Here is a 25014-nt window from a genome sequence, read left to right as displayed (position 1 = left end):
ATACGATTATTTATACATATTAAAAAATTTTTCTGTGAAAAGATTTTTCCTATTTTGGGGGGCTATCTCAAAAGAAAATAGTACCTTTGTCATAAAATATTATACACATGAAATTTTTTATTGATACGGCCAATTTGGCACAGATAGAAGAGGCCGAAAACTTAGGGGTTTTGGACGGGGTAACTACCAACCCCTCTCTCATGGCCAAGGAAGGTATACGCGGAGAAGCCAACATTCTTGAGCACTATAAGAAGATTTGTGAAATGGTACAGGGCGATGTCTCTGCCGAGGTAATTGCCACTGATTATGAAGGAATCATCAAAGAAGGAGAAGCCTTAGCGGCACTCCACTCTCAGATTGTGGTTAAGGTGCCTATGATCAAGGACGGGATACGTGCCATTCGCTACTTCTCTCAAAAGGGAATCAGAACCAACTGTACCTTAGTCTTTTCAGCAGGACAAGCGCTCTTGGCTGCCAAAGCAGGTGCTACTTATGTATCCCCTTTTATCGGCCGCTTGGACGATGTCTCTACCGATGGGCTTGGTCTGATTGCCGATATTCGCCTGATTTATGACAACTATGGTTACCAGACTCAGGTACTTGCCGCTTCAGTAAGGCATACTATGCACATCATAGAGTGCGCCAAGATAGGTGCCGATGTCATTACCGCTCCCCTTTCAGCCATTTTAGGCCTTTTGAAACACCCCCTTACCGATATAGGTTTGGCCAAGTTCTTAGCCGACGCTAAGGGATAAATAATTTCTTATAAAAACTTAACTCCCTCAGATTTCACGGATAACCTTCAAATCCATGTAATCTGTGGGAGTTTCTCTGCCTAGAAAGGTCTTTATTTTTTCAATCGAAAACGAATATAGGTAATAGGTTTGCCCTGAGCTAGATACTGCTTTTCATAAGTGGTCTGTATGGTCAGTACTTCCTTAGGAGCGCCTTCGTTACGATAGATATGATGATTGGCATAGAGAATCTCATGTCCCATACCATGCAAGAGTCCCAAGGTATATCCGTGCAAGTATTCACTATCGGTCTTCAGGTGTATAAGCCCTTCAGGGGAAAGGATATGCTTATACTTGGCCAAGAAATCCTGATTGGTAAGCCTATGCTTGGTACGCTTGTACTTGATCTGAGGGTCGGGAAAGGTAATCCATATCTCGGATACCTCTCCTTGAGCGAAAAGGTGGTCTATCAGTTCTATTTGGGTTCTAAGAAAGGCCGCATTGGGGATTTGCTCCTCCAAAGCAGTTTTCGCCCCTCTCCAAAAGCGTGCACCCTTGATATCCACACCTATAAAGTTCTTATCGGGGTACTCTTTGGCTAGATTTACCGTATATTCTCCCCTTCCACAACCCAATTCCAAGACGATAGGGTGGTTATTTTTGAAAAAATCCCTTGCCCACACCCCTTTGAGTGGGAAATTACCCGCGATTACCTCCTCTCGGTTAGGCTGAATCACATTGGCAAAGGTTTCGTTTTCTCTAAATCGTTTGAGTTTGTTTTTACTTCCCATGATAATTAATGTTTAATGATTAATGTTTAATGATTAATAACAAGGATATTAAAGGGATTAATAACAATTAGCCCTCCATTGATCATTAATCATTATTGGCATTAATCATTATTACAGTTCTTCCGCTTGTTCTATCAGCAAAGCAATATCGCTAACGGGGACGATTTCCCTTTGTTGGTTTTTCACCCCATCGGTGAGCATGGTATTACAGAACGGACAAGCCGTTACGATAATCTCAGGGCGTACATCCAAGGCCTGAGCAGCACGAGCATTGTTAATCTCTCCTGTTCCTTTTTCGGCTTCCTTGAACATCTGAGCGCCTCCTGCCCCACAACAGAAAGAGCGGGCTTTGCTTTTCTTCATCTCTACAATCTCGGCTTCCAACTTCTCCAAGATAGCCCTCGGTGCTTCATACTCTCCATTACCTCGTCCTAAGTAGCAAGGGTCGTGAAAGGTGATGCGCTTGCCTTTGAACATTCCCCCCTCTACCTTCAGTCGCCCCTCGTCCAAAAGCTGTTGGAGGAGCTGGGTATGGTGCAAGACCTCATACTTACCCCCTAGGGCAGGATATTCGTTGCGCAAGGTATTGAAACAGTGCGGACAAGCCGTTACAATCTTGGTAATACCATAGTTATTAAGGGTCTCTATATTGGTCAGCGCTTGCATCTGGAAGAGGAACTCATTGCCAGCACGCTTAGCGGGGTCGCCTGTACAACCTTCTTCGGCACCCAGTACCGCAAAAGAAACCCCCGCCTTGTGGAGTATCTTGGCCATAGCTTTGGTCACGCGGCGTGCCCGCTCATCAAAGCTGCCTGCACAGCCTATCCAGAAAAGGACGTCGGGCTTAATCCCTTGTGCGCTAAGCTCCGCCATAGTGGGAACATGAAAGTTCATAGACATATATTTTTCAAGCGGCAAAAGTACGAATAATTTGGTAATTTGACAATTTACAAATGAGCCAATTTACCATTTGGCAAATTGACTCATTGTCTCTTTTTTCTTTAGCTCTTTACCCTGTGTAAGTATGTACACTCAACTGGGCTGTAGGGAGGTAATTGACCCCAAACCAGCAGATAAGGAGCAATACAAAGGCTATCCCTACAATGATAAAACTCTGTAAGGGCTTTTTCTCTTTATGATTATACTTGTGATGCAGATAGACCAAATACCCCAGCCAAGTGATAAAAGCCCACGTTTCTTTAGGATCCCATGTCCAGTAATGCCCCCATGCTTCCTTTGCCCAAAGAGCGCCAAAGAGCAGCCCAAAGGTAAGGAATACATAGCCTATCTTGATAAGCTGGTCTGTAAGGGCAAAGACCGAAAGAATCTCCTGTCCCCTCTTATAGCGATAAATCCCATAAAAAGCCGTCAGTGAAGCCATACCGAGCATGGCATAGGCAAAGATATAGACGATCACATGCGGGATAAACCACACACTTTGCAGGGCAGGCATCAGTGCCTTGTTCATCGTATCGGGGTGGGTGTAGGTAAGTCCTACAAAGACAATACCCATCACTGCCGAATAGCTGAGCATCCATTTTTGCCTATAGAGCAGGTAGATCGCATAACCTATCAGCCCCATAAAGAAGGCATACCATATACGTGTTTCGGCCAAGGTACGCAAGGGCGGACGCTCCAATCCCTTCCACAAGGCAACAATAAAGCCTCCTATGAGTACTGTTGCTACCAAATGGCTCGTAATAGCAAAGCCTCTTAGGGCCTTACTTTTGCTGTAAATAAGCCCTCCTCCCACAAGCCATAAGGCTATGGTAAGGTAGGTGATGATGTTAAAATATGACCACATAATAAGTGAATAACGATTAGTGAATAACTATCAGTGATTAGTGGTTAGTTTCTAGAGACTGACAACTGACAACTAACAACTGACAACTAACAACTAACAACTGACAACTAACAACTGACAACTAATTCTTTTTTACTTCAAATAATAGCGCTACACCGCCTGCAATAAGTAAGAAAATACCTACATACACCACTGGAAGCCAAGGGTCTGATACCAGTTCCACTACACTGAGGTCTGACCAGCGCCCCATACGCTCATCATAACTGAGCTGATAGATACGCCAACCGCCTACACTTATGGGGTGATTGACTTCTATCTTTTCTTCCAAGATACGATTGCTACCCTTCTGATAGATAAGTACTTGAGATTGGAACTTACGTGCTTCAGGTGGCGCCATAACTAGAGTATGTTCTTTATCTAAGTCTATTGCACGAGGAGGAAGCTGGAAGTTCCCTGCCGAGATCCATTCTTTCTTCCTCTGGTGGGTACGCAAGTCCTCTACTGTAACTAGAGCTGCATTGGCAGCTCCCCACATGGTATGGTTAATATAAGTGGAATCTGTATCTGGAATGGCTTTTTCTAAATACTTGTGTAGGGTAATTTTCCAATTAAGCAGTGTGGCCTGCTCTCCTTCCCGCTCTAACATAAAACCAACAGGCTTGCCCTTAGGCAGCGAAGTACCTGTGGTATCTATCACAAAGAGTTTGTTAGGATAAATGTCTATAGAAAATTCCTTGAGTTCTATCGCCAGAGGCAGATTTACTACCTTATCATCGGCTGTTTTGGCCTGCCACTGGGGGATATCCTTCTTAAGGTCCATCGTAAGGCGAACAATATCTCCCTGACCTAAGACGCCTGCAAACATAGCCAGCCACAAACCAAAGTGATTGAGCAAGAAAGCAATATTCTTACGCTGATAAACCATAGAGCGCTTGAGGATAGAAAACCAAAGATTGGTTAAGGTCAAAAAGAAAACAAGGCCAAAATACCATGTCTTGGTAAGGTCATCTAAGCCCAACTTGCCCAGGATACCTTTAAGTCCCTCAGGCTTTACATTGATACTTCCCAGCCCAATGGTCAGTACCCCAAGTGTTACTACCGTAACAATGGCAAAAGGTGCCGAGGCGAAACGAAGTATAAAGTTAGTCTTGCGCCAAAGAAAATAAATAGCCGTTGTCAAAAAGACAAAGACGGCTCCCCCTACCACATTGTAAGGAAAGCTAAACCAACTCTTACTGATACTGCCTATGGAGAATTGTAGCACCAGTCCTACCACTACAGCGGTAAGAGAAAAAACAATAGCGAAAGGATAAGACTTCATTTTTCAAGATAAAAAGTAAAAAATAAAAAGTAAAGCCAAGCAAATACTTGGAACTTTGAAAAGTCGCAAAAGTGAGTATGTGAGTAAAAATTAGGGGCGAATTGTCATTCGCCCCTAATTATTTGTGCAGTTCGCACTATTTTTGTGTAACTAAGCGACCTTCTTTACGAGCTTCTTCGAGCCATTTAGGAACGATAGTTTTCAAGAATTCTTTCTTAGCTGCTTCTTCTTTAGGTATGTCTAAGCCTATTTCTTTTTGAGCTTTAGCCTTAGTACTAATGTCTGGCATTACGAACTCAGCTGCGATATGCAATTTTTCTTTAAGCACATCCAAGTTCTTTTCAGCTTCAAGAGCATAAATAAGCCCATCACTAAGGAGACGCTCTGACTCTATAGGAGCATGGAAAGCCGCTCCATGTGAGGAGTGTACCATATCCCAACGCCATTGAGACTTACGGATAAGAGCTAAGGTAGGTTTCATTTGTTCTTCAGTTGCCCCATTGTCCCACAAGAATTTAGCTTTAAAATGTACTTTAGCCAATTCCTTTTCAAGTTTCATACGCATACCATATACAGCATCTTGTCGGTCATATACATTCTTTCTAAGGTCTTCTTCGCTTTGGCGGTGACAAGTTTGGCAACTGGCAGAAATATTACGCAAAGGACTGGAGATTTGGTGATCAGTGAATTTCACAGCCCCATCGGTCTTGTAAGGCATGTGGCAGTCTGCACAAGATACTCCACGCTGTCCGTGGATACCGAGCTGAGAAAGCTCATAATCGGGGTGTTGTGCCTTGATAATAGGAGCACGACTCAGTTTATGAACATAGTCTGTCCAGCCTTCTTTGTCGTAGTATTCTTCCATTTTTTCCACAGTCATACCTTCGTCCCATGGGAAAGTAAGGTATTTCTTATCTCCTTTGAAGTAGTATTCTACGTGGCATTGGGCACATACAAGGGAACGCATTTCTTGGTGAGTCGCTTTGTTGATGTCTTTTCCTTGGCGAGCAAAAGCCTCAGCCAACGCTGGTTGGTGTACTTCCAATTTCATAGTCTTAGTATTGTGGCAAGTAGCACAACCAATAGGGTTCACTATTTCGCTACCCCACTTGTCCCAAGGGGCACTATAGTATTCTTCCAAACCTACTTTCTTCATAAGACGAGGTACATCAGGGCTCTTACAAGTCCAGCAAGTACCTGGCTGTGGAGAGTGGGTAGTCTCAGAAGGAGCTCCTGTACGGAGGGTACGAGTAACATCCTCGATAGTGTACATATGTCCACGTGGTGAAGTATAGTCCTTAGAGAAGGCATACCCTGCCCAAAGGATAACCATTTCAGGGCGTTGTGCTAACATATCGTCGGCACGGCTACTCATATACTTAGAGCGGAAGGTAGTATCGGCAGTAGCTTCCCAAGAGTCATACTGACGAGGGTAGAACGGTTTATAAAGCTCATTGCGGCATTCTTGGTCTTCCAAGTTATTACCACCTTTGGCTATAAATTCGGCCTCATGAGACCTATTCATTATGGAATTAGCTAACAAACCTAAAAGGAACGTCACTATAGCTAATATTCCTACTAGTAACCAATTTTTCTTTTTCATCGTTGTATAAATTAGTTTGTTTTTAATCAATTATTTTTTTTCTGTTTTTATTAAGTCCTGTATCCACTGCGGGGTATTTTCACCCATATCATCTATGATAGGTACAGGAGAGTGAGGAGCGGAGTTCAATCCGCGTACGCGACTGTGCGGCACCTCGCGGTGACACTCCCAGCAGAGCTTACCATTACCGGCATGTGCCATAGGAGCAGTTACTTTACCTAGCCTTACTTCAGAGACAAGAGTGCTATGGCAGCGGATACAGTTCTCCTGTACGACCTTCTGCCCTGGAGCATGCATTTTGATCACCTGTGGTTCGAGTCGAAAGGTGAACATGGTAGCATGCCTTAGCCCGTCATTGGCCTTGAAGTAATACTTACGGAACACATTGTCATGAGGTACATGACAATCGTTGCAGACCGTATTGCGACCATGTGAGGAGTGCGACCATGTAGCATATTCTGGCTCCATGATGTGGCAGTTCACACACACCTTGGGGTCATCCGAAAGATAAGAATGCGCCTTGGAAAGGTAAAATATATACCCACACAAGCCCAATATAATTCCTACAAAAGAAGGAATCAGATACCGAAAGAATCGGCCTTTCTTAGGGGTGCTTTCATTTGAAGACGTTGGCATATTATTAATGTTTTGTTTTTTTATTTCCATTGCAGAAATAATCAATTTTTCGCATTCTCCAAAGAAAAATAATGCTTCAAGGGTATTTTGTTTTCATTCTAAATAAACATAAATTTAACACTTATAAGTCCGAAATATCAATTGTGAAGTGGAAGAAGAGAAAAGAGAAAAGTATCCTCTTCACTCTTATTTTTTCCGCTTGACTGATTTATTTTCGCAAAAAGCTATTAGAATTAAAAAAATAAATGTACTTTTGCCACAACTTTCATTTCCTTAAAAATCATTTTACCTATGCAATCACTCATAGAAGGAACTATCATACTGATTGACAAACCTTTACACTGGAGTTCTTTCCAAGCGGTCAACAAACTCAAGTGGGCTATCATGAAGAAGTATCGTCTGAAAAAATTCAAGATAGGCCATGCTGGTACCCTTGACCCCTTGGCTACAGGGCTTTTGATATTATGCACAGGCAAGCATACCAAGCAAATCCCTCAGATACAGGACGCTCCCAAGATATACACTGGCACCATTGCGCTAGGAGCTACCACACCTTCCTATGACTTAGAAACAGAGATTGACGCCACCTTCCCAACCGAGCATATCACTCCCGAACTCATTGAGCAGGTCAGAGAACAGTTTGTTGGAGATCTCATTCAAGCCCCTCCCCTATTCTCGGCTATCAAAAAAGATGGAAAGCGCCTCTATGAACTCGCTCGCAAAGGAGAGACTACCGAAGTGCCCAAAAGAGCTATTACCATACATGCCTTAGAACTCTCCCTCATAGGAGAAAAAGAACTCTCCTTTAAGGTACATTGTAGCAAAGGGACTTATATACGTTCCTTGGTACATGATATAGGCAAGGCCTTAGGTAGTGGAGCTCACCTTACCTCCCTAAGGCGTACCCAGATAGGAGCATACGCTGTAGCACAAGCCTACACCCCTGAGGACTTTGTGCAACAATTTATAAACCACACCCCCCATGAAACTAACACAATACATTAAGAGAGAAATTGAAGCCACAAGCTTGTCTGGTAAGGAAAGGGCTTTTGTCATTACCTTAGTGATTATGCTTTGTATAGTGGTTTCATTTATTATCATTAGGGTCAATAATAAGCCTGAAGAGATTTGGTTAGAGATTCCCCCTGCCGAGGAAATAGACAAGCTCCTAAAGGAAGAAAAAATCCCTGAGGATACCCAAAAAGAACAAGAAAGTGTTCCCGATAATGCGCCAATAACCACCCGCTCCTATAACGAAGCTGATTCTCGTATCAAACAGGCCAAAGACCTTGAGAGTTTGGACGACCTTTTAGCCAAACAACAAGCTCAAGAAGCTTCTGGTCAGACAGATAAGACCCCTGGCGAAGCAGAAGGCATAGAACCACCCAAAGTGGAACCCTATAAGGTCAATGATGGTATGTCTTTCAAAGATTTGGAGAAATATAAGCCACAAAACAAGAATGAGAAAAAAGCCAATAAGCGTACCCTTATTTCCTATTATCTCTCTGGAAGAGAAGCCGTTGCAGAACTCCCTAACCCCGTCTATACTTGTGAGGAATCAGGCAAAGTGGTCGTCAATATCACTGTAGATGACCAAGGACGAGTCATAGAGGCCTCTTATAACAAAGCCTCTTCAAGTACAGCCAACGGATGCTTGATAGACAATGCTATCTATTACGCCCGCAAAGCTCGCTTTAACAAAGATAGCAAAAACAAACAACTCGGAACCATTACTTACCTATTTCAATGATACGTACAGCCACCCCCGCCGATGCCCCTTTTGTGGCACCCCTTATGTTTCAGGCTATGTCTGAAATCGTTTTCAAACTTATCCAGCGGGAAGACCCCCATGAGTCTGTCCGATTCTTGGAAAGACTCTTCTTAAAGCAGAACAATCAGTATTCTTACGAGAATACTTTGGTATATGAAAAAGACAAACAGATTCTCGGCTCGCTTGTCTATTACAATGGTGCCCATATAGATCCCTTGTCCCAGTCTGTTTTTGACTTTGTCAAAGCCTCCTACGGCCACAATATACGCTTAGAGAAGGAGACACAAGCCGGTGAATTTTATATAGATACCCTCAGCGTATCCCCAAAAGCACAAGGCAAGGGTATAGGCTCCTCCCTGCTACTTCACCTCAAGGAACAGCTCAAGGGAGAGACCATAGGACTATTGGTCTCCATGGACAACCCCCAAGCGGAAAAACTTTACCTTCGTATGGGCTTTGTATATGCCGATATGAAGATGCTCGCAGGGGCTCCTTACAAGCACCTAGTATACCAATCTTAAGGCGTTAATTAATCATTAAACATTACTTCATCAATCATTAAATTTCTTATCTTTGCAAATAAGAAATGAATCATCAATTATGAATATAAAAGATTTACAAGAGAAAATAGAGGCTGCATGGGAAAACCGCCATCTGCTTTCCGATGAAGCTACTATGAAAACCATTGATGCTACCATAGACCTACTCGACCGTGGAGAACTAAGGGTAGCCACTCCCTCTGATAAGGGTTGGTATGTACACGAATGGATTAAAAAAGCAGTCATTCTATACTTTCCTTTCCGCAAAATGGAAACCAAAGAGGTAGGGATCTTCGAGTACTATGATAAGATTCCCCTCAAGCACAACTATGAGGATAAGGGCGTACGTGTAGTACCCCCTGCTACCGCTCGTCGTGGGGCTTATCTCGCCTCAGGGGTCGTACTGATGCCTTCTTATGTAAATATTGGTGCTTATGTCGATAGTGGCACCATGGTTGATACATGGGCTACCGTGGGTAGTTGTGCCCAAGTGGGTAAGAATGTACACATAAGCGGAGGGGTAGGTATAGGAGGGGTATTGGAACCTCTACAAGCAGCCCCCGTTGTGATAGAGGACGGTGCTTTCTTAGGCTCTCGCTCCATCATAGTAGAAGGGGTACGTGTAGAGAAAGAAGCTGTCTTAGGCGCCAATGTTGTACTGACAGCCTCCACCAAGATTATAGATGTAACAGGTGAAAAACCAGTAGAATACAAGGGCTATGTCCCTGCCCGCTCAGTGGTGATTCCAGGGAGCTATACCAAGCAATTCCCCGCTGGCGCTTACCAAGTACCCTGCGCCCTTATCATCGGACAGCGAAAAGCCTCTACCGATCTAAAAACATCTCTAAATGAAGCACTTAGGGATTTCAATGTAGCGGTATAAATTACAATAATGTTATATTTTTGTTAATCTTTCTCTTTTTCTACAACTACGCAAAAACATTGCGCAGTAGGGTTATAATTTTGCACCCAGAAAGAGAGATTAACATTAGGACAGTAGCTCAATTGGGTAGAGCAGGTCAATAGTAAGATTATTCTCCTTGAGGAGGTCAATTACTATTTACTTCTGAGCTTCTAACTCCCTGGTTGCGGGTTCGAGTCCCGTCTGTCCTACAAAAAACAACTAAGAAAGGTCAAACAGAAGTTACTTCTCTCTTTTAGGTTAAGATTTACTTCTGTGATTACCTTTCTTTTTTTATTGTATAATGCTATGGAAAAGATAACTGCCCTACTGAAAGTTGCCCTTAGGCAAAACGCTTTATTCGTCCCTGATACGATGCCTTCTCAAAAGGCTATACAACCAGGTACCTTGGAATTGGTAGCTGCCTTGCGAAAGCATGGTTTTGGCCTTACCGAAGACCTTTTGCATGCTATCAATGGTACGACAAACGAGTATCGCCAGTCTGTTGTCAAGATAATAAAAGAGGTACTTCATGTAAAACTCAACTGGACACCCCTTATCAAGAATTGGGAAGTGCCTACAGGGGAAGGGTTCATTGACCATCTTATCACCGCTTTTTATAACCAATATCCTCATTTGATAAAGTCTGATGATTACTTTGACTATCTATATGAAGAGAGCTATAAGAAAGAAAATCATAAGGAGCCTTTTACCCCTAAGCATGAACGCTTTTCAGCCTGCGGACACTATATTCCTTATGGTACTTTTCCGCTGGATCGCTACAATGGTTGTCCTTTCTGTGGAACCCCTTTTGAATTGGGTGAAATAGAATATCAAGGACAGGGTAGCAAACTCAAAATCCTTGATCTATGGCGTGAGGCAGAGGCCAATACCTTTTTCCAAAACCTACTAAGCTCCAAAACTGCTTTGGATGCTACTCAGTCCGATTCGCTTAAGCTGCTGTTACCTTATTTCTCAGTGGCTCCTGAGACTCGTATTGGTATGAAGGAGACGCTCGTCTTGGTAGTAGATAGCTATATTGCTCAGGATAAGGAAGCCGAAGCTGGAGCTTGCTTTAGCTCTCCTACCGATATATTGCGCTATTTGTGGTATAAAAGAACAGGTTTTTTACAAATTGTAGAACCTAAGACCATCATGAAGAAGGACGCTAAGAACAACTATCATATCGTCAGATCCTTAGACCTGAGTATGACTGTCAAAGAAAGAGCACAAAAAGAACTCAAGCTCAAGTACTCCCGCCAGGAATGTGCCAGAGTAGCGCATTGGCTCAATGCCTTACCTCTTTCAGCGGAAAAGGCATGTGAGATCATGCACCCCAAGCGTGAGATGTGGGTGCGCTTTATCCGTGCCTTGCGCTTGGCAGAATACAGCAAGAAGAAGGGCTTTGAAAAGCTCGCTACCCTTTTGGACGTATTCTATAACGAGCGTTATAGTGTATGGCAAGCCGAACTTAATGCTGCTTACCAGAATATGGATAGCGAAAAGGCTTTTTTCCTGCTTAAACAGCGCCCTGGGGTCTTTGCCCGCTCTCTCTTTGCTTGTATGCTTTGGCTGGGAGCCGACGACACGCTTTCTACCTTCAAGGAAATCATAGACCAAGTGCCTACTCGCCTACTCTTTACCCTAAATACGTATGCCGATTTGTACTTTAGCAAAGAGGGCAAACGCAGCGTACAGACCATCATGGGAACACGAGTGGAGATTCCTAAGCATCCCTTGGTTGTCGAAAGCTATAATGAGGAGCAATTGGCTGAGATGAAGGCTAAGATAGAAGACCTTTGCTTATGGACAATACAGCATCAGTTCGCTAAGGAGGAAAACGAACATCATTTTATTTATATAGACCCACAACTCTACCATATACCGCTACCTATAGGTGATAGAAGCCATAATGTACATGACTTCAATGCGACCCTTATGGGTACTCGTTTCCCATTAGAGGGTAATGAGATACGCCTTTTTATGCAATGGGGGAAAGACCTGCCTGCTCAGCATCTCGATATGGACTTGTCCTGCCGCATCATCTATCAGGATAGGTCAGATATTTGCTATTTTGGGCGACTTACCACCTTAGGGTGCCAGCACAGCGGAGATATTCGCAGTATCCCTGACAAGGTAGGTACGGCCGAATATATCAATATTGATGTCAATACTCTACGCCAGCACAAGGCCAAATATGTAACCTTTGTCTGCAATGCGTATTCTTGTGGTGCTTTGTCGCCTAACTTAGTGGTAGGATGGATGGATAGTAAGTATAAGATGAAAGTATCCGAACGCACTGGAGTAGCTTATGATCCTTCGGCGGTGATTCATCAGGTACGTATCACCCAGCCCTTGCAGAAGGGACTGCTCTTTGGGGTGTTGGACGTGGAGGCTAAAGAGATTATCTGGATGGAACTCCCTTTCCAAGGACAGGTAGCCCAGGCGCTTTCTATAAGTGGCGTAAATGCTCTCTTAGAAAAACTCAACAGCAAATTCACTATCGGAAACCTACTAAAGCTCAAAGCCGAAGCCCAAGGGCTACAAATAGAAAATGACCCTACCCTTGCCGACGAGGTCTATGATATGCAGTGGGCAGGACAAGGAAAGGTGAGTGAATTATTTTTTAAATAATTTTCTCAAATATATTTTATTGTTTGGAGAAAAAATATTACATTTGTGGCAAAATTAAAGATAATACCATGAATCACAACATCAAACCTGGAGTTGCAGTAGGAAAAGAAGTACAAGAGATTTTCCAGTATGCAAAGCAAAAAGGATTTGCCCTCCCTGCTACCAATGTCATCAGTTCCAACAGTATCAATGGGGTATTGGAAGCCGCAGTAGCTATGAAAGCTCCTGTGATTATCCAATTCTCCAACGGAGGTGCCCAATTTATGGCTGGTAAAGGCCTTTCCAACGAAGGCCAAAAAGCAGCTATCTTGGGGGCTATCGTAGGAGCAAAACAAGTACACCAACTAGCTGAAGCCTATGGCGCTACGGTGATCCTACATACTGACCACTGTGCCAAAAAATTACTTCCTTGGATAGATGGCCTATTGGATGCCTCTGAAGCTCACTTCAAGGCTACAGGCAAGCCCCTTTTCAGCTCTCATATGATTGACCTCTCTGAAGAACCGCTCAAAGAGAACATTGAAATCTGTAAGAAATACCTCGAGCGTATGAGCAAAATGGGCATGACCCTTGAAATAGAGCTCGGTATCACAGGAGGTGAAGAAGACGGGGTAGATAACTCCGATGCGGACGAATCTCGCCTATACACTCAGCCTGAAGATGTGGCTTATGCTTACGAAGAACTCCTCAAGGTAAGTCCACAATTTACCATTGCGGCTGCTTTCGGTAATGTACACGGAGTATATAAGCCTGGTAATGTGAAACTTACTCCTAAGATTCTAAGAAACTCACAAGAGTATATCTCCAAAAAATACAATGTTGCACACAACACTATTGATTTTGTATTCCACGGAGGTTCAGGCTCTACCCTTGAGGAAATCCGCGAGGCTATCAGCTACGGAGTAGTGAAGATGAATATAGACACCGACCTACAATATGCTTTCACCGAAGGAGTACGTGACTATATGAAGAACAAAGCCGCTTACCTACAAGGTCAAATAGGAAACCCTGAAGGAGCCGATGTACCTAACAAGAAGTACTACGACCCTCGTGTATGGCTTAGAGAAGGTGAAAAGACTTTCATCGCTCGTGTAAAGAAAGCCTTCGAAGACCTCAACAATGTGAATACTTTATAAAAACTGCATTCATAAAAAAGCACTGCCCAAAAGGTAGTGCTTTTCTGTTTTTTCACTCTTCACTTAAACGTTTCTATTGCTTCATAGAAGTCTTGTTCATCTATACCGAGGTTTTGGCAGAGCCATTTGGCTCCTGATAGGTAGTTCATATGCTCCTTGCCTGAAATCATCAGGGGCATTTCGCCTTCTGGGGTAATAAGATAGGTAGTGCCTCTACTTTCTTGGTGTGGAGCTGTCTCATAAGGCATCAGGCGCAGTTGGTTTTCTGTACTTTCAGCCAATGCTTTGAGAGCCGCATCTTCCTCATTATATAGTAGTATCCCCCCTTTGGTAAGGGTATTTATGAAGTTGGTATACTGCTTTTCCTTACCATTCTCTATATGACTGATCAGTGCAAGAGTCGGGCGATAGAGCTGAAACATAGGTACTTGTTCTATGGGTGAGAGGGTATCTCCGCCCTCAATAAGTACGAATTCTGCCTCAGGAGAATACTTACAGGTAGGGATATTTCCTATAGGAAATTCCAAAAAATAATCTATCTTTTTGGAAAAATAATCCATCGTATGTAGTACCATGGCCGCTATCTCACTTTTTCCCTGAGTGCCAGCAATAACCACTCTGGTTTTCATCTTATGCAATTCATAGAGGAAAGCCCCATAGGAATAGATAGGCAATCCAAGTGCTTGTGCCTGTTGCCATTGCGGATGGGTTGGGGATACATGCTCTCCTATTACTACGGCTTCTGTACTTGGGGAAATCTCTGACACTGAGCCACTTTCTGAGACCTCATGCACAGGCGAGAGTGCCGCTACAAGGGATGACAGGCAAGACGCCCCCTCTGTAATAAAGTGTATTTTCATCGCTATTGTTTAGAAGTGCAAATGTACGAAAATTTTTTTTCTTTCCCATTTCTTTCCCAAATTATGTTTTACCTTTGCATCGTAAAATAATAAAATAATTAGATTATGAACACATTTAGAAAAATCGTAACTGTTGTTACTGTACTTTTTGCTGTAAACCTTGCTGCTGCTAATGACGTACCAATCAAATTCAGTGAATTGCCTCAGAAGGCGCAAACCTTTGTAAAAACGCATTTTTCAGAGTCCGATATAGCCTCTGTATGGAAAGATACTGAAATGCTTCTTGTAGAGGATTACACCGTTGTATTCAACAATGGTACTGAAATCGAGTTCTATCCAAGTGGCGAATGGAAAGAAGTAAAATCACGTGGTACAGAAATTCCTGCCAAGATTATTCCTAGTGGTATTGCCCAATATGTAAGCCAAAACTACAATGGTCATCCTATTAAAAAAATTAGTAAAAAACGCTATGGATACGAAGTAGAACTCTCAGGAGGAACTGACTTAGAATTTAGCCAAAACGGAAAATTCCTACGTATAGACGACTAATTAAAATAAAAAAATCGGGATTCACTCCCGATTTTTTTTATTCATTCATACTCATAAGGAACTCTTCATTGTCCTTTGTCTTCCTTATTCTGTCTTGGATAAACTCCATAGCTTCCACTAAATTCATATCTGACAGATACTTACGGGCGATCCACATACGCTGGAGTGTCTTTTCATCTTGCAAGAGATCATCTCGGCGAGTAGAAGAGTTCACCAGGTCAATAGCAGGGAAAATACGCTTGTTGGCAATACGGCGATCCAGCTGTAACTCCATGTTACCCGTACCCTTAAATTCTTCAAAGATAACATCGTCCATCTTAGAACCTGTATCGGTAAGGGCAGTGGCGATGATAGAGAGAGAACCTCCATTTTCTATATTGCGGGCGGCTCCAAAAAAGCGCTTAGGTCTGTGCAAAGCGTTGGCGTCCAATCCCCCTGTGAGCACCTTACCTGAGGTAGGTTGTACCGTGTTGTATGCACGTGCCAAGCGAGTGATAGAATCCAAGAGGATTACCACATCGTGGCCACACTCTACCAAGCGTTTGGCTTTTTCCAAAACGATATTGGCAATCTTAACGTGCTCAGTGGCTTCCTTGTCAAAGGTAGAGGAAATAATCTCCCCGTGTACACTACGTTGCATATCAGTTACCTCTTCTGGTCTCTCATCTATCAGCAATACCATGAGATACACCTCTGGGTGATTGTCGGATATGGCATTGGCTATATCTTTCAAAAGGCTCGTCTTCCCTGTTTTAGGTTGAGCGACAATCATACCACGCTGTCCCTTTCCGATAGGGGCAAAAAGATCTATGATACGGGTAGAGACAGAACTCCTACGCCCTGAAAGATTAAATTTTTCATTGGGGAATATAGGGGTTAGGTTGTCAAATGTTACCCTATCACGTACCGATTGTGGGTCACAACCGTTGATTTTCAGTACTTTAATAAGCGGATAATACTTTTCACCTTCCTTAGGCGGACGTACGGTTCCCTGTACAGTATCGCCTGTACGCAAGCCGAAAAGACGAATTTGAGAGGGAGAAACGTAGATATCGTCTGGAGAAGCCAAATAGTTGAAGTCCGAGGAGCGAAGGAAGCCATAACCGTCGGCTACCAGTTCAAAGACGCCCTCACACTCTACAATCCCGTCAAATTCGAAATCTGGAGAGCGATAGCGGTTCTTCTTCTCCTTATCAAAATTCTCATTGTTATTTACCTTAGGGGTATTGTTATGATTTGAAGGGGCAGCATTTGGCTGAGGAAGTGGATTAGGGGCGGTCGTCGGGGGGACAGTTTCCGTAGAAACTGGTTTTGCTGCTGGAGTAGGCTCTGTTTTTTTCACAGCAGGGATAGCTGTATCAGCCTCCTTTCGCTCTTGTTTGGGGAAATTATTAGCTTTTTTGTCCTTATTGGCATGTTGGGAGAATTTCCCTTTGTTTTCCTTATTAGTATTCTCTGGTTGTTTGCGAGCAGCTTGAGCAACAGCGTCCTTATTTTCCAAGACAGTACTATTTTCCTTGGGCTGCGCTTCTTTTTTGTTTTTCTCTTTTTTAGGACGTGCCTCTTGAGATTTTGTGGTATTAGGAGCTTTTTCTTTTTTATCTCTATTATCCTGATTTTCTTTAGCTTTAGGTGCCGCCTTGGCAGGTTTCACCTTTTTCTCTCCCTCCTCAGAAGGCTTGGTCTCTTTCTCAGAGAGGATCGTGGCTGGATTCTCGGCTTGGAAATCAATGATACGATAGATAAGCTCTTCTTTTTTGAGCGTCTTAAATTTTTTCATTCCTAAGGATTGTGCAATTTCTTGCAAATCAGGAAGTTTTTTCTCCTTCAGATCGGAAATTTCAAACATATATTCAATAGATTGATATGAGTTTATTTTATATAGGGGATTAAAATAGAAAAAATATTCTATTTGGAAAGATTTTTAAAAATATAGTTGGGAATATTTTGAGAATATCACCTGTAGAGCAAGCGATCTATTTTATTTTCAAGTACTTATTTGAGATGGCAAAGATACACATTTTTTTTAAGGAAAAACATTTTTTCATGAAATTTTTTTTTACTATCTTTGTCCCCACTAAATCAATGAAATGATACAACGTATTCAAACTATTTATATGCTGATTGTCAGCCTTATAAGTGGAGTTGCTTTGTTCTTTAGTTTTGGAGATTGGCCTTCATTATTGCTCTTTGGACTAAGTGCCCTACTGGCTATAATAAGCATATTTGCTTTCAAGAACCGACAAAATCAATTTGTTTTGAACAGATTCAACATATTGAGTAACCTTATTTTACTGGGTGTATTTTCGTGGAGGACGCTACAGTCATCTGGAGAAAATTCGTTTTCTGAGAAAGGTGTTCAGCTCGTAGTCCCATTCATTTCTATCGTATTTTTGTTTTTGGCCAATCGCGCCATTCGCAGGGACGAAGAATTGGTAAAATCGGCAGACCGCCTACGTTAGTACCAAGTAACTTTGTGTGTAAGCTATCCTACACCCCGTGTGTAGGATAGTTTTTTTGCTCTTATGTCAAAAGAAAAGAACTACCCCCCAAGGGAGATAGTCCTTTTTCAAACCTATGTTTAACAGAAAAATTATAAACTGGTATAAGGGGCTTTCTTGAATTTCTTTACCAAATCCTTAGGTGCTCCTTTTTGATTGACTAAGATAGCTATGGTTTTGTAGCGTACATAGTCCTTGCTGGCATACAGATAACCTTTGTTATCATTCTCTGTACCCCAAGAGTTCTTCACTATGTAGTATTCCTTACCTGTTTGGTCTTTCGCTAGGCCTACAATGTGCATAGAGTGATCATCAAGGGTTTGATAGTTATCAAAAGCCTCTTGGCGCAACTGGGGCGTAATTGTTTTTTCCTTCCAGTAAGTATGATAGTAGTTTTCTTGCTCTGCAGGGCTTAGGCTCTCAAAATCCTTTTCAGGAACGATTGCCAACCCATTCTGCCAGCTGAAGAATTTTTCAGAGACATCGGCCTCCCAACCTACAGTGTAACCTTTTTTGAGGGCATAGTCTATGGTTCTAATTAGATCCTCCATATTTACATTGAAGGCATAATCATAGCTCCAGTTATCAGGTACTGCCATAAGGACATTGTGATACTTAGGCTTGTCCTCTACGGAGATCATCTCTATGTATTTTTCATCTTCCAAACCTACATATTCTTTGGCAAAAGAGTGGGCATCATACATCTTACCATTGTACATAAAGGTCTTAGGCACTTCTCCTAAGTAGGCGTCCATTTTCTTTTCAAACACCTCTTTCCAGTTGTCTGGGAGTTTTTTCATTTTGACAAGCTCTTCTAGGTAAGGCTTTAAGTCCTTTTGCATCTCGTCAAAATTGTTATAGGTAGCCCCATTGATCAGCCCCGTATAAGCCGATTGTGGAAGCACTCCATAACGGCGATAGCTGTTGATTACATCATGAGGCTCGCCACCATCACCCCAGTTAAGTGCACCTTGCATACGCACATAATTGATAGCTTTGTCCAAATAAATCTTACGCGCAGTGTAGATCTCGGCCAAGTCTACAGGTTTTTTCTTCTTTTTCAAGGCTTCAGATTCCAAGAAAGACGAACCTGCATAGCTCCAGCAAGTACCACTCCAACCTTGGTTTTTTACATCGGTAGCATCCAAGGCCAAAACAGGAGTAATTTGGTAATACTTCTGTATGTCTTTGCCCTTGTTGTTGGCCAATGCGTTAATCAAGTTTTCTTGCGCAAAGGCCTGTCCTGCACTAAGAAGTACCAAGACAGAAAAAAATCTTTTTATCATTATATAGTAATTTTGATGCTAAGTATCACTAACTTACATACCCTGCTTTTTTGTATTTTTTAAGCAAGTCCTTAGGGGTTCCTTTTTGATTGACTAAGATAGACATAGTTTTGTAACGTACATAGTTCTTAGATACGTATAGATACCCTTTGTTATCATTATCAGCTCCCCAAGAGTTCTTTACAATATAGTACTCTCTACCTTTTTGATCTTTGGCTAGACCTACGATGTGCATGGCATGGTCATCGGTAGTTTCATAGTTATCAAAACCTTGTTGGCGCAAAGCTGGTGTGATTTCTTTTTCATTCCAGTATACATGGAAATAATCTTTTTGTTCTGCCTCTGTAAGGTCTTTGTAATCTTTTTCAGGTACCAAGGCCAATCCATTTTTCCAACTGAAATATTTCTCAGATACATCGGCTGCCCAAGCTACAGTATAGCCTTTGCTGAGTGCATAATCTATGGTGCGGATGATATCCTCCATACTCACATTGAAGGCATAATCATAGCTCCAGTTATCAGGCACTGCCATAAGAGTATTTTGATATTTAGGTTTGTGCTCTACCGAAAGCATTTCTATATACTTTTCGTCCTCTAAGCCTACTACTTCTTTAGCAAAAGATTTTGGATCGTACATCTTGCCATTGTAGAGGAAGGTTTTAGGCACAGCTCCTAAGTAAGTATCCATTTTTTGTTCAAATACTTCCTTCCAGTCGGCTGGTACTTTTTCACTCTCTACAATTCCCTTGAGGTAACCCTCTAGGTCCTTTTGCATTTCGTTAAAATTATTGACAGTAGCACCATTAATTAAACCTGTATAGACAGACTGTGGAACCGCTCCATATTTGCGATAGATATTGATAATATCGTGCAATTCGCCACCATCTCCCCAAGTAAGAGCACCATGCATACGCAAGTAGTTAATAGCCTTTTCCAAATACACCTTACGAGCTGTATAGATTTCTGACAAATCCACAGGTTGTTTTTTCTTTTTCATCATTTCTGACTCTAAGAAAGAAGCCCCTGTATAGCTCCAACAAGTACCACTATGTCCTTGGTCTTTGACATCGGTTACCCCTAAGGCAAAGATAGGCTTAATCTGGTAGTACTTTTGTACATCTTTTCCTTGATTGTTTGCCAAGGCATTGATCAAGTTGTCTTGTGCAAAGAGCTGTCCTGCTCCCATGAGCACAAGTACTGAAAGTATTTTTTTTGTCATAATTAATAATTTAGAATACTATTTATACTGTATTTTTTCAATTTTTCTCGTCCATGAAGAAAGTCCAATTCCATAAGGAAAGTACATTGTACGATTTCCCCGCCTAAGTGCTCTATGAGCTTGGTTGCTGCCTGTGCAGTACCGCCTGTGGCCAACACATCGTCATGCAAAAGCACGCGCTCGCCCTTAGCAATCGCATCGGTATGAATCTCTAAGCTACTGTTACCATACTCTAGGTCATAGTGTTCGCCTATAACCTCTCCTGGGAGCTTACCTGGTTTTCTAATAGGTACAAACCCCACCTTAAGCGCATGCGCCAAGAGGATTCCAAAAAAGAAACCACGACTCTCTATGGCAGCCACTTTGTCTATTCGCTCATTTTTGAGAGGGGCTAAGAGCTGTTGCAATACAGCCTCGGTTGCCTCTGCACTGGATAGTATAGGGGTTATATCCTTGAAGACTACTCCTTTCTTAGGAAAATCAAGAATGTCTCGTACAAAATCTTTTATTTGTATATTATTCATTACAATTGCTTTCAAAAAACCTTTTGCAAAGATACGTTTTTTTAATTGAAAAACCTAATATATAATGATTAATGTTTAATGATTAATGCCATTAATCATTATCGGCGTTAATCATTAAACATTATTGTATAAGTCCATCTACAATACGGATAATGCGTTGTGTCTGGGCGGCGATGTCCTCCTCGTGGGTTACGATAACAATGGTTGTGCCCTTGGCATTCACCTCTTTGAAGATCTGCATCACCTCTGCGGTTGTCTTGGAGTCCAATTGTCCTGTAGGCTCATCGGCCAGTAGCAAGGGCGCATTGGCAATCAGTGCGCGGGCTATGGCCACACGCTGTTTCTGTCCACCTGAAAGCTCATTGGGATAGTGCTTTGCCCAAGAGGCAATGCCTAAGGGTTCGAGCTTTTCCATGGCGCGCTCCTCTCGCTCCTTCTTAGGGACATGCTGGTAGAAGAGCGGCAGGGCTACATTCTCCACCACATTCTTATAGGCAATCAGGTTGGCCGCTTGGAATACGAAGCCTATATTTCGGCTGCGATAGGCCGAGCGCTCTACACTATCCAAAAGACTCATATCCTGACCATCAAAGTAATACGTACCACTATCGTAAGTATCCAATAGGCCTATGATATTCATCAGGGTTGATTTGCCCGAACCCGATGCCCCCATGATAGAAACCATCTCACCGCGCTCTACTGTGAGATTGATCCCTTTGAGCACCTGTAGGGTGTCATATTCGGTATGATAGGCCTTTTTAATATCATTGAGCTGAATCATTCTGCACTATTTTATCGTTAGTGGTTAGTCCTTTGGTAACTTCAGTATATTTTCCATCGGAAATTCCCAGTTCTATATACTTTTTCTCCAATGTTGCCCCATTTTTCACCCATACATAGGTAGAATCATTCTTATAACCAATATATTTTTCCTCGATAGAAGGTACATTCTTCTTGCTATTGAGGATAATTTCAGCGGTTGCAGAATAGCCAGAGCGAATCACAGGCATCTGTGCATTTACAGGAAATTCCGCCTCCAAGGTGTATTTCATGATCCCATTCTCCAAGGTACCTTTGGAGGATATTTTGGTGATTTTGGCCGTAGCCTTAAGGTCTTTATACGCATTGAAAGCCAAAGAGATACTATCCCCTAAGTGTATATTCTCCAAGTACTGTTCGGCCAGCTGAGTACGAAAAACGAACTCTCCCATTTTGGCCAAGATAGCCACGGTAATTCCTGAATTGAGGGTGTTACGCTCAATCACTGAAGCCCCTTCTTGCAAGGGTAGGTCTATGACCGTACCTGAAATACTGGATTTTACGATATTGGAGGTCTCACTCTTGCCGATCACCTTGCCTGTTTTCTGGATTGCCAATTGGTTCTGAGCCGATAGGAGTTGTTCCTTGGCCGTACCGTATTCTCTTTCTGCGGTTTCCATATTAGCTTGGGAAATAGTCTGTGCCTGATAGAGTTTCTTAGAGCGCTCATAGGACAGCTTGGCTGCATCAAAGTTTATCTGAGCCATTTTGACATTGTTCTCCAAGCGTTCCAGCTCTAAGGTACTAGGTACAAGGCTGATAGAGGCCACTGGAGACCCCTCTTGCACTACATCGCCTATCTTGACAAAGATTTTGTCCAAGACCCCTGAGAGCTGCGACTTGAGTTCTATTTCCTTGACAGGATACACATTGCCAGGGATATAGATTTCTTCCTTGATGTCTCTGTTGGCTATACTTACAGAAGGCATTTCCACCTGTGCTTTGGAGCTGTTAAGCCAAAGGAAGGCTACCACTCCCACGAGCACTATGGCTAAGAAGATAAAGAGTTTTTTCTTTCTTTTCATTACAATTAGTTTTGAGTTTTAGTATTATAAAGTCTAAGGACTATAAGGTTTTAGCTATTGATTCGCATTACTAATAATGATTCACTTTTCACTATTCATTGTTCACTTTTCACTCTTTTCTTTTTCCCCGAAAAGGTTCAGTGCTCTTACCCAAGAAGTTTTCTTGTAAGAGATAAAAATATCAATGACCAACAACACAAAGGCTATAGCTAAAAACCACTGGAATTGGTCTTTGTAATCGGAAAAAACCTGAGACTCATATTCGTTTTTCTCTATGTTGTCCAAGGCCTTTTTTATATTATCCAACACCTCACGTGTATTGGTACCGTCAAAATACTTACCCGATGCCCCTTGTGCTATTTCCTCCAATAGAGATTGGTTGAGCTTGGTAATGACCACCTGCCCATCTTTGTCTCTTTTGGGAAAGGTCTGCCCATTTTCAGTAATTGGAATGGTCGCTCCTTGAGCAGTTCCTAGTCCAATGGTAAAGATACGGATTCCCTTATCATTAATCTCTTGCAGCAAATCCCCTGCTCCCTGCTCGTGGTCTTCCCCATCGGAGAGGATCACAAGTATTTTGGAAGCCTGTCCAGAGTCCTTAAAGTAATCTATGGCCGTCTGTATAGCCTCCCTTATGGCCGTTCCCTGAGAGGAGAGCATATCGGTATTAATCCCTTGAAGGAATATCTTGGCGGCCGAGTAGTCCGATGTCAGTGGCAGTTGCGGGTAAGCCTGTGCAGCATAGGGCACAAAGGCAACCCTATCCCCATGTAATTGTTCTATAACTTGGGAGATAATATGCTTGGCTTTTTCTATGCGGTTAGGCTTCACATCCTCAGCCAACATACTCTTGGAGACGTCTATGGCAAAAACAATGTCCACTCCTTCTCGCTTTACAGTCTCCAGTTTTGTCCCTACTTTGGGATTGACAAGCCCTATGATAATAAAAGTGAATACAAGGATAAAGAAAACAAACTTTACCCAAGGCTTGAAGTGGGAAGTCTCCGAAGCCAAACGGGAAAAAGTGGGCTTCTCTGCAAAACGCTTTACAGCTCTTGCCCTCCAAAGCTGTACACCTACATAAAGTAAGGTAAAAAGAGGAAGCAAGAGCAATAGGTAAAAATATATTTTTTCTTCGAGGTGTATCATACAAAACTTCTAAAAACTGTGTGTCGTAATCCGAACTCAGCAGCCAAGAAAACCAAGGCTAAGAGTGCCCATAAGCGGAAATTCTCCTGATGTTGGTAGTACTTGAGTTCTTCTATCTTTGATTTTTCTAACTTATCTATTTCAGTGTATATTTGTGCCAACTTCTGGTTATCCGTTGCTCTAAAATACTGTCCACCTGTGGTTTGTGCTATCTGAGTGAGGAGCTTCTCGTCTATCTCCACAGGTACCATATCGTACTGCAAAGAGCCGTCGGGGTTATAGGCCACAGGCGAAAGTGCTTTACCGTTGGTACCTATCCCAATGGTATAGACACGTATACCATATTCTTTGGCCAGTTCGGCCGCACTAAGTGGGTCTATTACCCCCGTGTTATTTACCCCATCTGTCATTAGAATAATTACCTTACTCTTGGTCTTGCTATCTTTAAGGCGGTTAATGGCCGTCCCCAATCCCATACCTATGGCAGTACCATCCTCTATTTCTCCCTGCTTGATGTCCTTAAGTGCCTGAAGCACAACCGATTTATCCGTGGTAGCAGGTACCTTGGTATAGCTCTCCCCAGAATAGACGACAATCCCTATACGGTCGGACATGCGCTGCTCTATAAACTGAGATGCTACTCGCTTGAGCGCTTCTATCCTATTGGGTTTGAGGTCTTTGGCAAGCATACTGGAGGACATATCTATAGAAAGGATTATATCAATCCCTTCGGTAGTTTTCGTTTTGGTAATTTCTGAGGAAGAGCGTGGGCGCGCCAAAGCTACAATAAGTGCAGCCAATGCCAAGCCTCGCAGTACATACAAGAGTGGGCGTAACCTAACTCGCCATGTACGCAGGGGGTGTACCCCTTGCAGAGAAGAGAAAAGTACAGACGGCATTTCCTTCTTTCTGCTAAGCCACTGCCAAAGAATCAGCAGAGGAAAGAGTAAGAAAAGCCAAAAAAATTGGGGATTCTCAAAGGTGATATCTTTCATTTTTAATATTCAAAAACATACATGCTTTCAAGGCTCAAAGTTACTAATTTTTTCGGGATATTTCAATAGAAAAATTGTTTTTTTATATAGAACAGACTCATTTTAACTTACTTGCTGAACTCCCGTTAATTAAATAACGTGAGTTCGACGTAAGCAAAATTATATTTTTCTCCCACAGATTCCACAGATTTTCACGGAGAGAATGATACAACGACAA

General features: G+C 42.5%; 24 protein-coding genes and 1 tRNA gene. 10 read left to right on the top strand and 15 right to left on the bottom strand.

Annotated elements, in window-relative coordinates; translation table 11 throughout:
* The first annotated feature begins 107 nt into the window (after window positions 1-107).
* Window positions 108-755, top strand: coding sequence for a fructose-6-phosphate aldolase (fsa, locus tag HMPREF9331_RS00945; protein WP_009643056.1), 648 nt, complete (start codon window positions 108-110; stop codon window positions 753-755).
* 92 nt (window positions 756-847) lie between these two features.
* On the opposite strand, the gene trmB is transcribed toward fsa, so the two are convergent.
* From trmB to nrfH, 6 genes are all read right to left on the bottom strand, one after another.
* Entirely contained in the window at window positions 848-1525 is a 678-nt protein-coding gene (trmB, locus tag HMPREF9331_RS00940; RefSeq protein ID WP_016419319.1) for a tRNA (guanosine(46)-N7)-methyltransferase TrmB, read from the bottom strand.
* Window positions 1526-1636: 111 nt separating this feature from the next.
* Window positions 1637-2425 (bottom strand): (Fe-S)-binding protein, encoded by a 789-nt coding sequence (locus HMPREF9331_RS00935; protein WP_040356825.1) that lies wholly within the window; start codon window positions 2423-2425, stop codon window positions 1637-1639.
* Window positions 2426-2534: 109 nt separating this feature from the next.
* Window positions 2535-3329, bottom strand: coding sequence for a cytochrome c biogenesis protein CcsA (ccsA, locus tag HMPREF9331_RS00930; protein WP_016419317.1), 795 nt, complete (start codon window positions 3327-3329; stop codon window positions 2535-2537).
* A 121-nt stretch (window positions 3330-3450) separates the two neighbouring features.
* Entirely contained in the window at window positions 3451-4650 is a 1200-nt protein-coding gene (locus tag HMPREF9331_RS00925) for a cytochrome c biogenesis ResB family protein (protein ID WP_016419316.1), read from the bottom strand.
* Window positions 4651-4786: 136 nt separating this feature from the next.
* A complete protein-coding gene (gene nrfA, locus HMPREF9331_RS00920; protein WP_016419315.1) occupies window positions 4787-6253 on the bottom strand; it encodes an ammonia-forming cytochrome c nitrite reductase in 1467 nt (488 codons plus the stop codon).
* A 30-nt stretch (window positions 6254-6283) separates the two neighbouring features.
* Complete coding sequence (nrfH, locus tag HMPREF9331_RS00915) at window positions 6284-6889, bottom strand: cytochrome c nitrite reductase small subunit (protein WP_016419314.1); 606 nt, start codon at window positions 6887-6889, stop codon at window positions 6284-6286.
* A gap of 291 nt (window positions 6890-7180) precedes the next feature.
* Between nrfH and truB the strand changes: the two genes are divergently transcribed.
* The 7 genes from truB (at window position 7181) to fbaA (ending at window position 13870) form a co-directional block, all read left to right on the top strand.
* On the top strand, window positions 7181-7894 hold the full coding sequence (gene truB, locus HMPREF9331_RS00910; RefSeq protein ID WP_016419313.1) for a tRNA pseudouridine(55) synthase TruB: 714 nt from the start codon (window positions 7181-7183) through the stop codon (window positions 7892-7894).
* Window positions 7872-8639, top strand: coding sequence for an energy transducer TonB family protein (locus HMPREF9331_RS00905; RefSeq protein ID WP_016419312.1), 768 nt, complete (start codon window positions 7872-7874; stop codon window positions 8637-8639). Before truB ends, HMPREF9331_RS00905 begins: the two co-directional genes overlap by 23 nt.
* The gene (locus tag HMPREF9331_RS00900) at window positions 8636-9181 is read left to right on the top strand and encodes a GNAT family N-acetyltransferase (protein WP_016419311.1); all 546 of its coding nucleotides are present in this window, start codon (window positions 8636-8638) and stop codon (window positions 9179-9181) included. Before HMPREF9331_RS00905 ends, HMPREF9331_RS00900 begins: the two co-directional genes overlap by 4 nt.
* 79 nt (window positions 9182-9260) lie before the next feature.
* The gene (locus tag HMPREF9331_RS00895) at window positions 9261-10082 is read left to right on the top strand and encodes a 2,3,4,5-tetrahydropyridine-2,6-dicarboxylate N-succinyltransferase (protein ID WP_016419310.1); all 822 of its coding nucleotides are present in this window, start codon (window positions 9261-9263) and stop codon (window positions 10080-10082) included.
* Window positions 10083-10189: 107 nt separating this feature from the next.
* A tRNA-OTHER gene (locus HMPREF9331_RS12895) sits at window positions 10190-10312 on the top strand.
* A gap of 97 nt (window positions 10313-10409) precedes the next feature.
* Complete coding sequence (locus HMPREF9331_RS00890) at window positions 10410-12734, top strand: TerD family protein (protein ID WP_016419309.1); 2325 nt, start codon at window positions 10410-10412, stop codon at window positions 12732-12734.
* A 68-nt stretch (window positions 12735-12802) separates the two neighbouring features.
* Window positions 12803-13870 carry a class II fructose-bisphosphate aldolase gene (gene fbaA / locus HMPREF9331_RS00885; protein WP_016419308.1) on the top strand — a complete coding sequence of 356 codons (1068 nt, stop codon included), beginning with the start codon at window positions 12803-12805 and terminating at the stop codon, window positions 13868-13870.
* A gap of 59 nt (window positions 13871-13929) precedes the next feature.
* On the opposite strand, the gene HMPREF9331_RS00880 is transcribed toward fbaA, so the two are convergent.
* The gene (locus tag HMPREF9331_RS00880; protein WP_016419307.1) at window positions 13930-14730 is read right to left on the bottom strand and encodes a Mur ligase domain-containing protein; all 801 of its coding nucleotides are present in this window, start codon (window positions 14728-14730) and stop codon (window positions 13930-13932) included.
* Window positions 14731-14835: 105 nt separating this feature from the next.
* On the opposite strand from HMPREF9331_RS00880, the gene HMPREF9331_RS00875 reads away from it, so the two are divergent.
* Window positions 14836-15279, top strand: coding sequence for a PepSY-like domain-containing protein (locus HMPREF9331_RS00875; RefSeq protein WP_009642713.1), 444 nt, complete (start codon window positions 14836-14838; stop codon window positions 15277-15279).
* Window positions 15280-15316: 37 nt separating this feature from the next.
* Here the strand turns inward: HMPREF9331_RS00875 and rho are convergent, their stop codons facing one another.
* Complete coding sequence (gene rho / locus HMPREF9331_RS00870) at window positions 15317-17128, bottom strand: transcription termination factor Rho (protein WP_016419306.1); 1812 nt, start codon at window positions 17126-17128, stop codon at window positions 15317-15319.
* A gap of 241 nt (window positions 17129-17369) precedes the next feature.
* Between rho and HMPREF9331_RS00865 the strand changes: the two genes are divergently transcribed.
* Complete coding sequence (locus tag HMPREF9331_RS00865) at window positions 17370-17741, top strand: DUF4293 domain-containing protein (RefSeq protein WP_016419305.1); 372 nt, start codon at window positions 17370-17372, stop codon at window positions 17739-17741.
* Between the two features lie 131 nt (window positions 17742-17872).
* Here the strand turns inward: HMPREF9331_RS00865 and HMPREF9331_RS00860 are convergent, their stop codons facing one another.
* The 7 genes from HMPREF9331_RS00860 to HMPREF9331_RS00830 form a co-directional block, all read right to left on the bottom strand.
* Complete coding sequence (locus HMPREF9331_RS00860; RefSeq protein ID WP_040356821.1) at window positions 17873-19066, bottom strand: C1 family peptidase; 1194 nt, start codon at window positions 19064-19066, stop codon at window positions 17873-17875.
* Window positions 19067-19094: 28 nt separating this feature from the next.
* Window positions 19095-20285 carry a C1 family peptidase gene (locus HMPREF9331_RS00855; RefSeq protein ID WP_016419303.1) on the bottom strand — a complete coding sequence of 397 codons (1191 nt, stop codon included), beginning with the start codon at window positions 20283-20285 and terminating at the stop codon, window positions 19095-19097.
* Window positions 20286-20287: 2 nt separating this feature from the next.
* Window positions 20288-20800, bottom strand: a complete 513-nt coding sequence (locus HMPREF9331_RS00850) for an adenine phosphoribosyltransferase (RefSeq protein WP_172539832.1) — start codon at window positions 20798-20800, stop codon at window positions 20288-20290.
* A gap of 130 nt (window positions 20801-20930) precedes the next feature.
* Complete coding sequence (locus tag HMPREF9331_RS00845; RefSeq protein WP_016419302.1) at window positions 20931-21590, bottom strand: ABC transporter ATP-binding protein; 660 nt, start codon at window positions 21588-21590, stop codon at window positions 20931-20933.
* Entirely contained in the window at window positions 21574-22653 is a 1080-nt protein-coding gene (locus HMPREF9331_RS00840; RefSeq protein WP_016419301.1) for an efflux RND transporter periplasmic adaptor subunit, read from the bottom strand. The genes HMPREF9331_RS00845 and HMPREF9331_RS00840 overlap by 17 nt, the downstream gene beginning before the upstream one ends.
* A gap of 102 nt (window positions 22654-22755) precedes the next feature.
* The gene (locus HMPREF9331_RS00835; protein WP_016419300.1) at window positions 22756-23802 is read right to left on the bottom strand and encodes a vWA domain-containing protein; all 1047 of its coding nucleotides are present in this window, start codon (window positions 23800-23802) and stop codon (window positions 22756-22758) included.
* Window positions 23799-24797, bottom strand: coding sequence for a vWA domain-containing protein (locus HMPREF9331_RS00830; RefSeq protein WP_016419299.1), 999 nt, complete (start codon window positions 24795-24797; stop codon window positions 23799-23801). Before HMPREF9331_RS00830 ends, HMPREF9331_RS00835 begins: the two co-directional genes overlap by 4 nt.
* Between the last annotated feature and the right edge of the window lie 217 nt (window positions 24798-25014).

Source organism: Capnocytophaga granulosa ATCC 51502, assembly GCF_000411115.1.
In the GTDB taxonomy this organism is placed as follows: Bacteria; Bacteroidota; Bacteroidia; order Flavobacteriales; family Flavobacteriaceae; genus Capnocytophaga; species Capnocytophaga granulosa.
Note: the sequence above shows the minus strand (reverse complement) of the source record. Positions and strands in the feature narration are given on the sequence as shown.

What these genes read in the sequence shown, in the direction of transcription:
- HMPREF9331_RS00865 (WP_016419305.1), top strand. Translation starts at nt 17,370, where the DNA reads ATGATACAACGTATTCAAACTATTTATATGCTGATTGTCAGCCTTATA.
- rho (WP_016419306.1), bottom strand. Translation starts at nt 17,128, where the DNA reads ATGTTTGAAATTTCCGATCTGAAGGAGAAAAAACTTCCTGATTTGCAA.
- trmB (WP_016419319.1), bottom strand. Translation starts at nt 1,525, where the DNA reads ATGGGAAGTAAAAACAAACTCAAACGATTTAGAGAAAACGAAACCTTT.
- fsa (WP_009643056.1), top strand. Translation starts at nt 108, where the DNA reads ATGAAATTTTTTATTGATACGGCCAATTTGGCACAGATAGAAGAGGCC.
- HMPREF9331_RS00925 (WP_016419316.1), bottom strand. Translation starts at nt 4,650, where the DNA reads ATGAAGTCTTATCCTTTCGCTATTGTTTTTTCTCTTACCGCTGTAGTG.
- ccsA (WP_016419317.1), bottom strand. Translation starts at nt 3,329, where the DNA reads ATGTGGTCATATTTTAACATCATCACCTACCTTACCATAGCCTTATGG.
- HMPREF9331_RS00895 (WP_016419310.1), top strand. Translation starts at nt 9,261, where the DNA reads ATGAATATAAAAGATTTACAAGAGAAAATAGAGGCTGCATGGGAAAAC.
- HMPREF9331_RS00890 (WP_016419309.1), top strand. Translation starts at nt 10,410, where the DNA reads ATGGAAAAGATAACTGCCCTACTGAAAGTTGCCCTTAGGCAAAACGCT.
- HMPREF9331_RS00840 (WP_016419301.1), bottom strand. Translation starts at nt 22,653, where the DNA reads ATGAAAAGAAAGAAAAAACTCTTTATCTTCTTAGCCATAGTGCTCGTG.
- HMPREF9331_RS00855 (WP_016419303.1), bottom strand. Translation starts at nt 20,285, where the DNA reads ATGACAAAAAAAATACTTTCAGTACTTGTGCTCATGGGAGCAGGACAG.
- HMPREF9331_RS00830 (WP_016419299.1), bottom strand. Translation starts at nt 24,797, where the DNA reads ATGAAAGATATCACCTTTGAGAATCCCCAATTTTTTTGGCTTTTCTTA.
- truB (WP_016419313.1), top strand. Translation starts at nt 7,181, where the DNA reads ATGCAATCACTCATAGAAGGAACTATCATACTGATTGACAAACCTTTA.
- HMPREF9331_RS00875 (WP_009642713.1), top strand. Translation starts at nt 14,836, where the DNA reads ATGAACACATTTAGAAAAATCGTAACTGTTGTTACTGTACTTTTTGCT.
- HMPREF9331_RS00935 (WP_040356825.1), bottom strand. Translation starts at nt 2,425, where the DNA reads ATGTCTATGAACTTTCATGTTCCCACTATGGCGGAGCTTAGCGCACAA.
- HMPREF9331_RS00845 (WP_016419302.1), bottom strand. Translation starts at nt 21,590, where the DNA reads ATGATTCAGCTCAATGATATTAAAAAGGCCTATCATACCGAATATGAC.
- HMPREF9331_RS00860 (WP_040356821.1), bottom strand. Translation starts at nt 19,066, where the DNA reads ATGATAAAAAGATTTTTTTCTGTCTTGGTACTTCTTAGTGCAGGACAG.
- nrfA (WP_016419315.1), bottom strand. Translation starts at nt 6,253, where the DNA reads ATGAAAAAGAAAAATTGGTTACTAGTAGGAATATTAGCTATAGTGACG.
- HMPREF9331_RS00880 (WP_016419307.1), bottom strand. Translation starts at nt 14,730, where the DNA reads ATGAAAATACACTTTATTACAGAGGGGGCGTCTTGCCTGTCATCCCTT.
- HMPREF9331_RS00835 (WP_016419300.1), bottom strand. Translation starts at nt 23,802, where the DNA reads ATGATACACCTCGAAGAAAAAATATATTTTTACCTATTGCTCTTGCTT.
- fbaA (WP_016419308.1), top strand. Translation starts at nt 12,803, where the DNA reads ATGAATCACAACATCAAACCTGGAGTTGCAGTAGGAAAAGAAGTACAA.
- nrfH (WP_016419314.1), bottom strand. Translation starts at nt 6,889, where the DNA reads ATGCCAACGTCTTCAAATGAAAGCACCCCTAAGAAAGGCCGATTCTTT.
- HMPREF9331_RS00900 (WP_016419311.1), top strand. Translation starts at nt 8,636, where the DNA reads ATGATACGTACAGCCACCCCCGCCGATGCCCCTTTTGTGGCACCCCTT.
- HMPREF9331_RS00905 (WP_016419312.1), top strand. Translation starts at nt 7,872, where the DNA reads ATGAAACTAACACAATACATTAAGAGAGAAATTGAAGCCACAAGCTTG.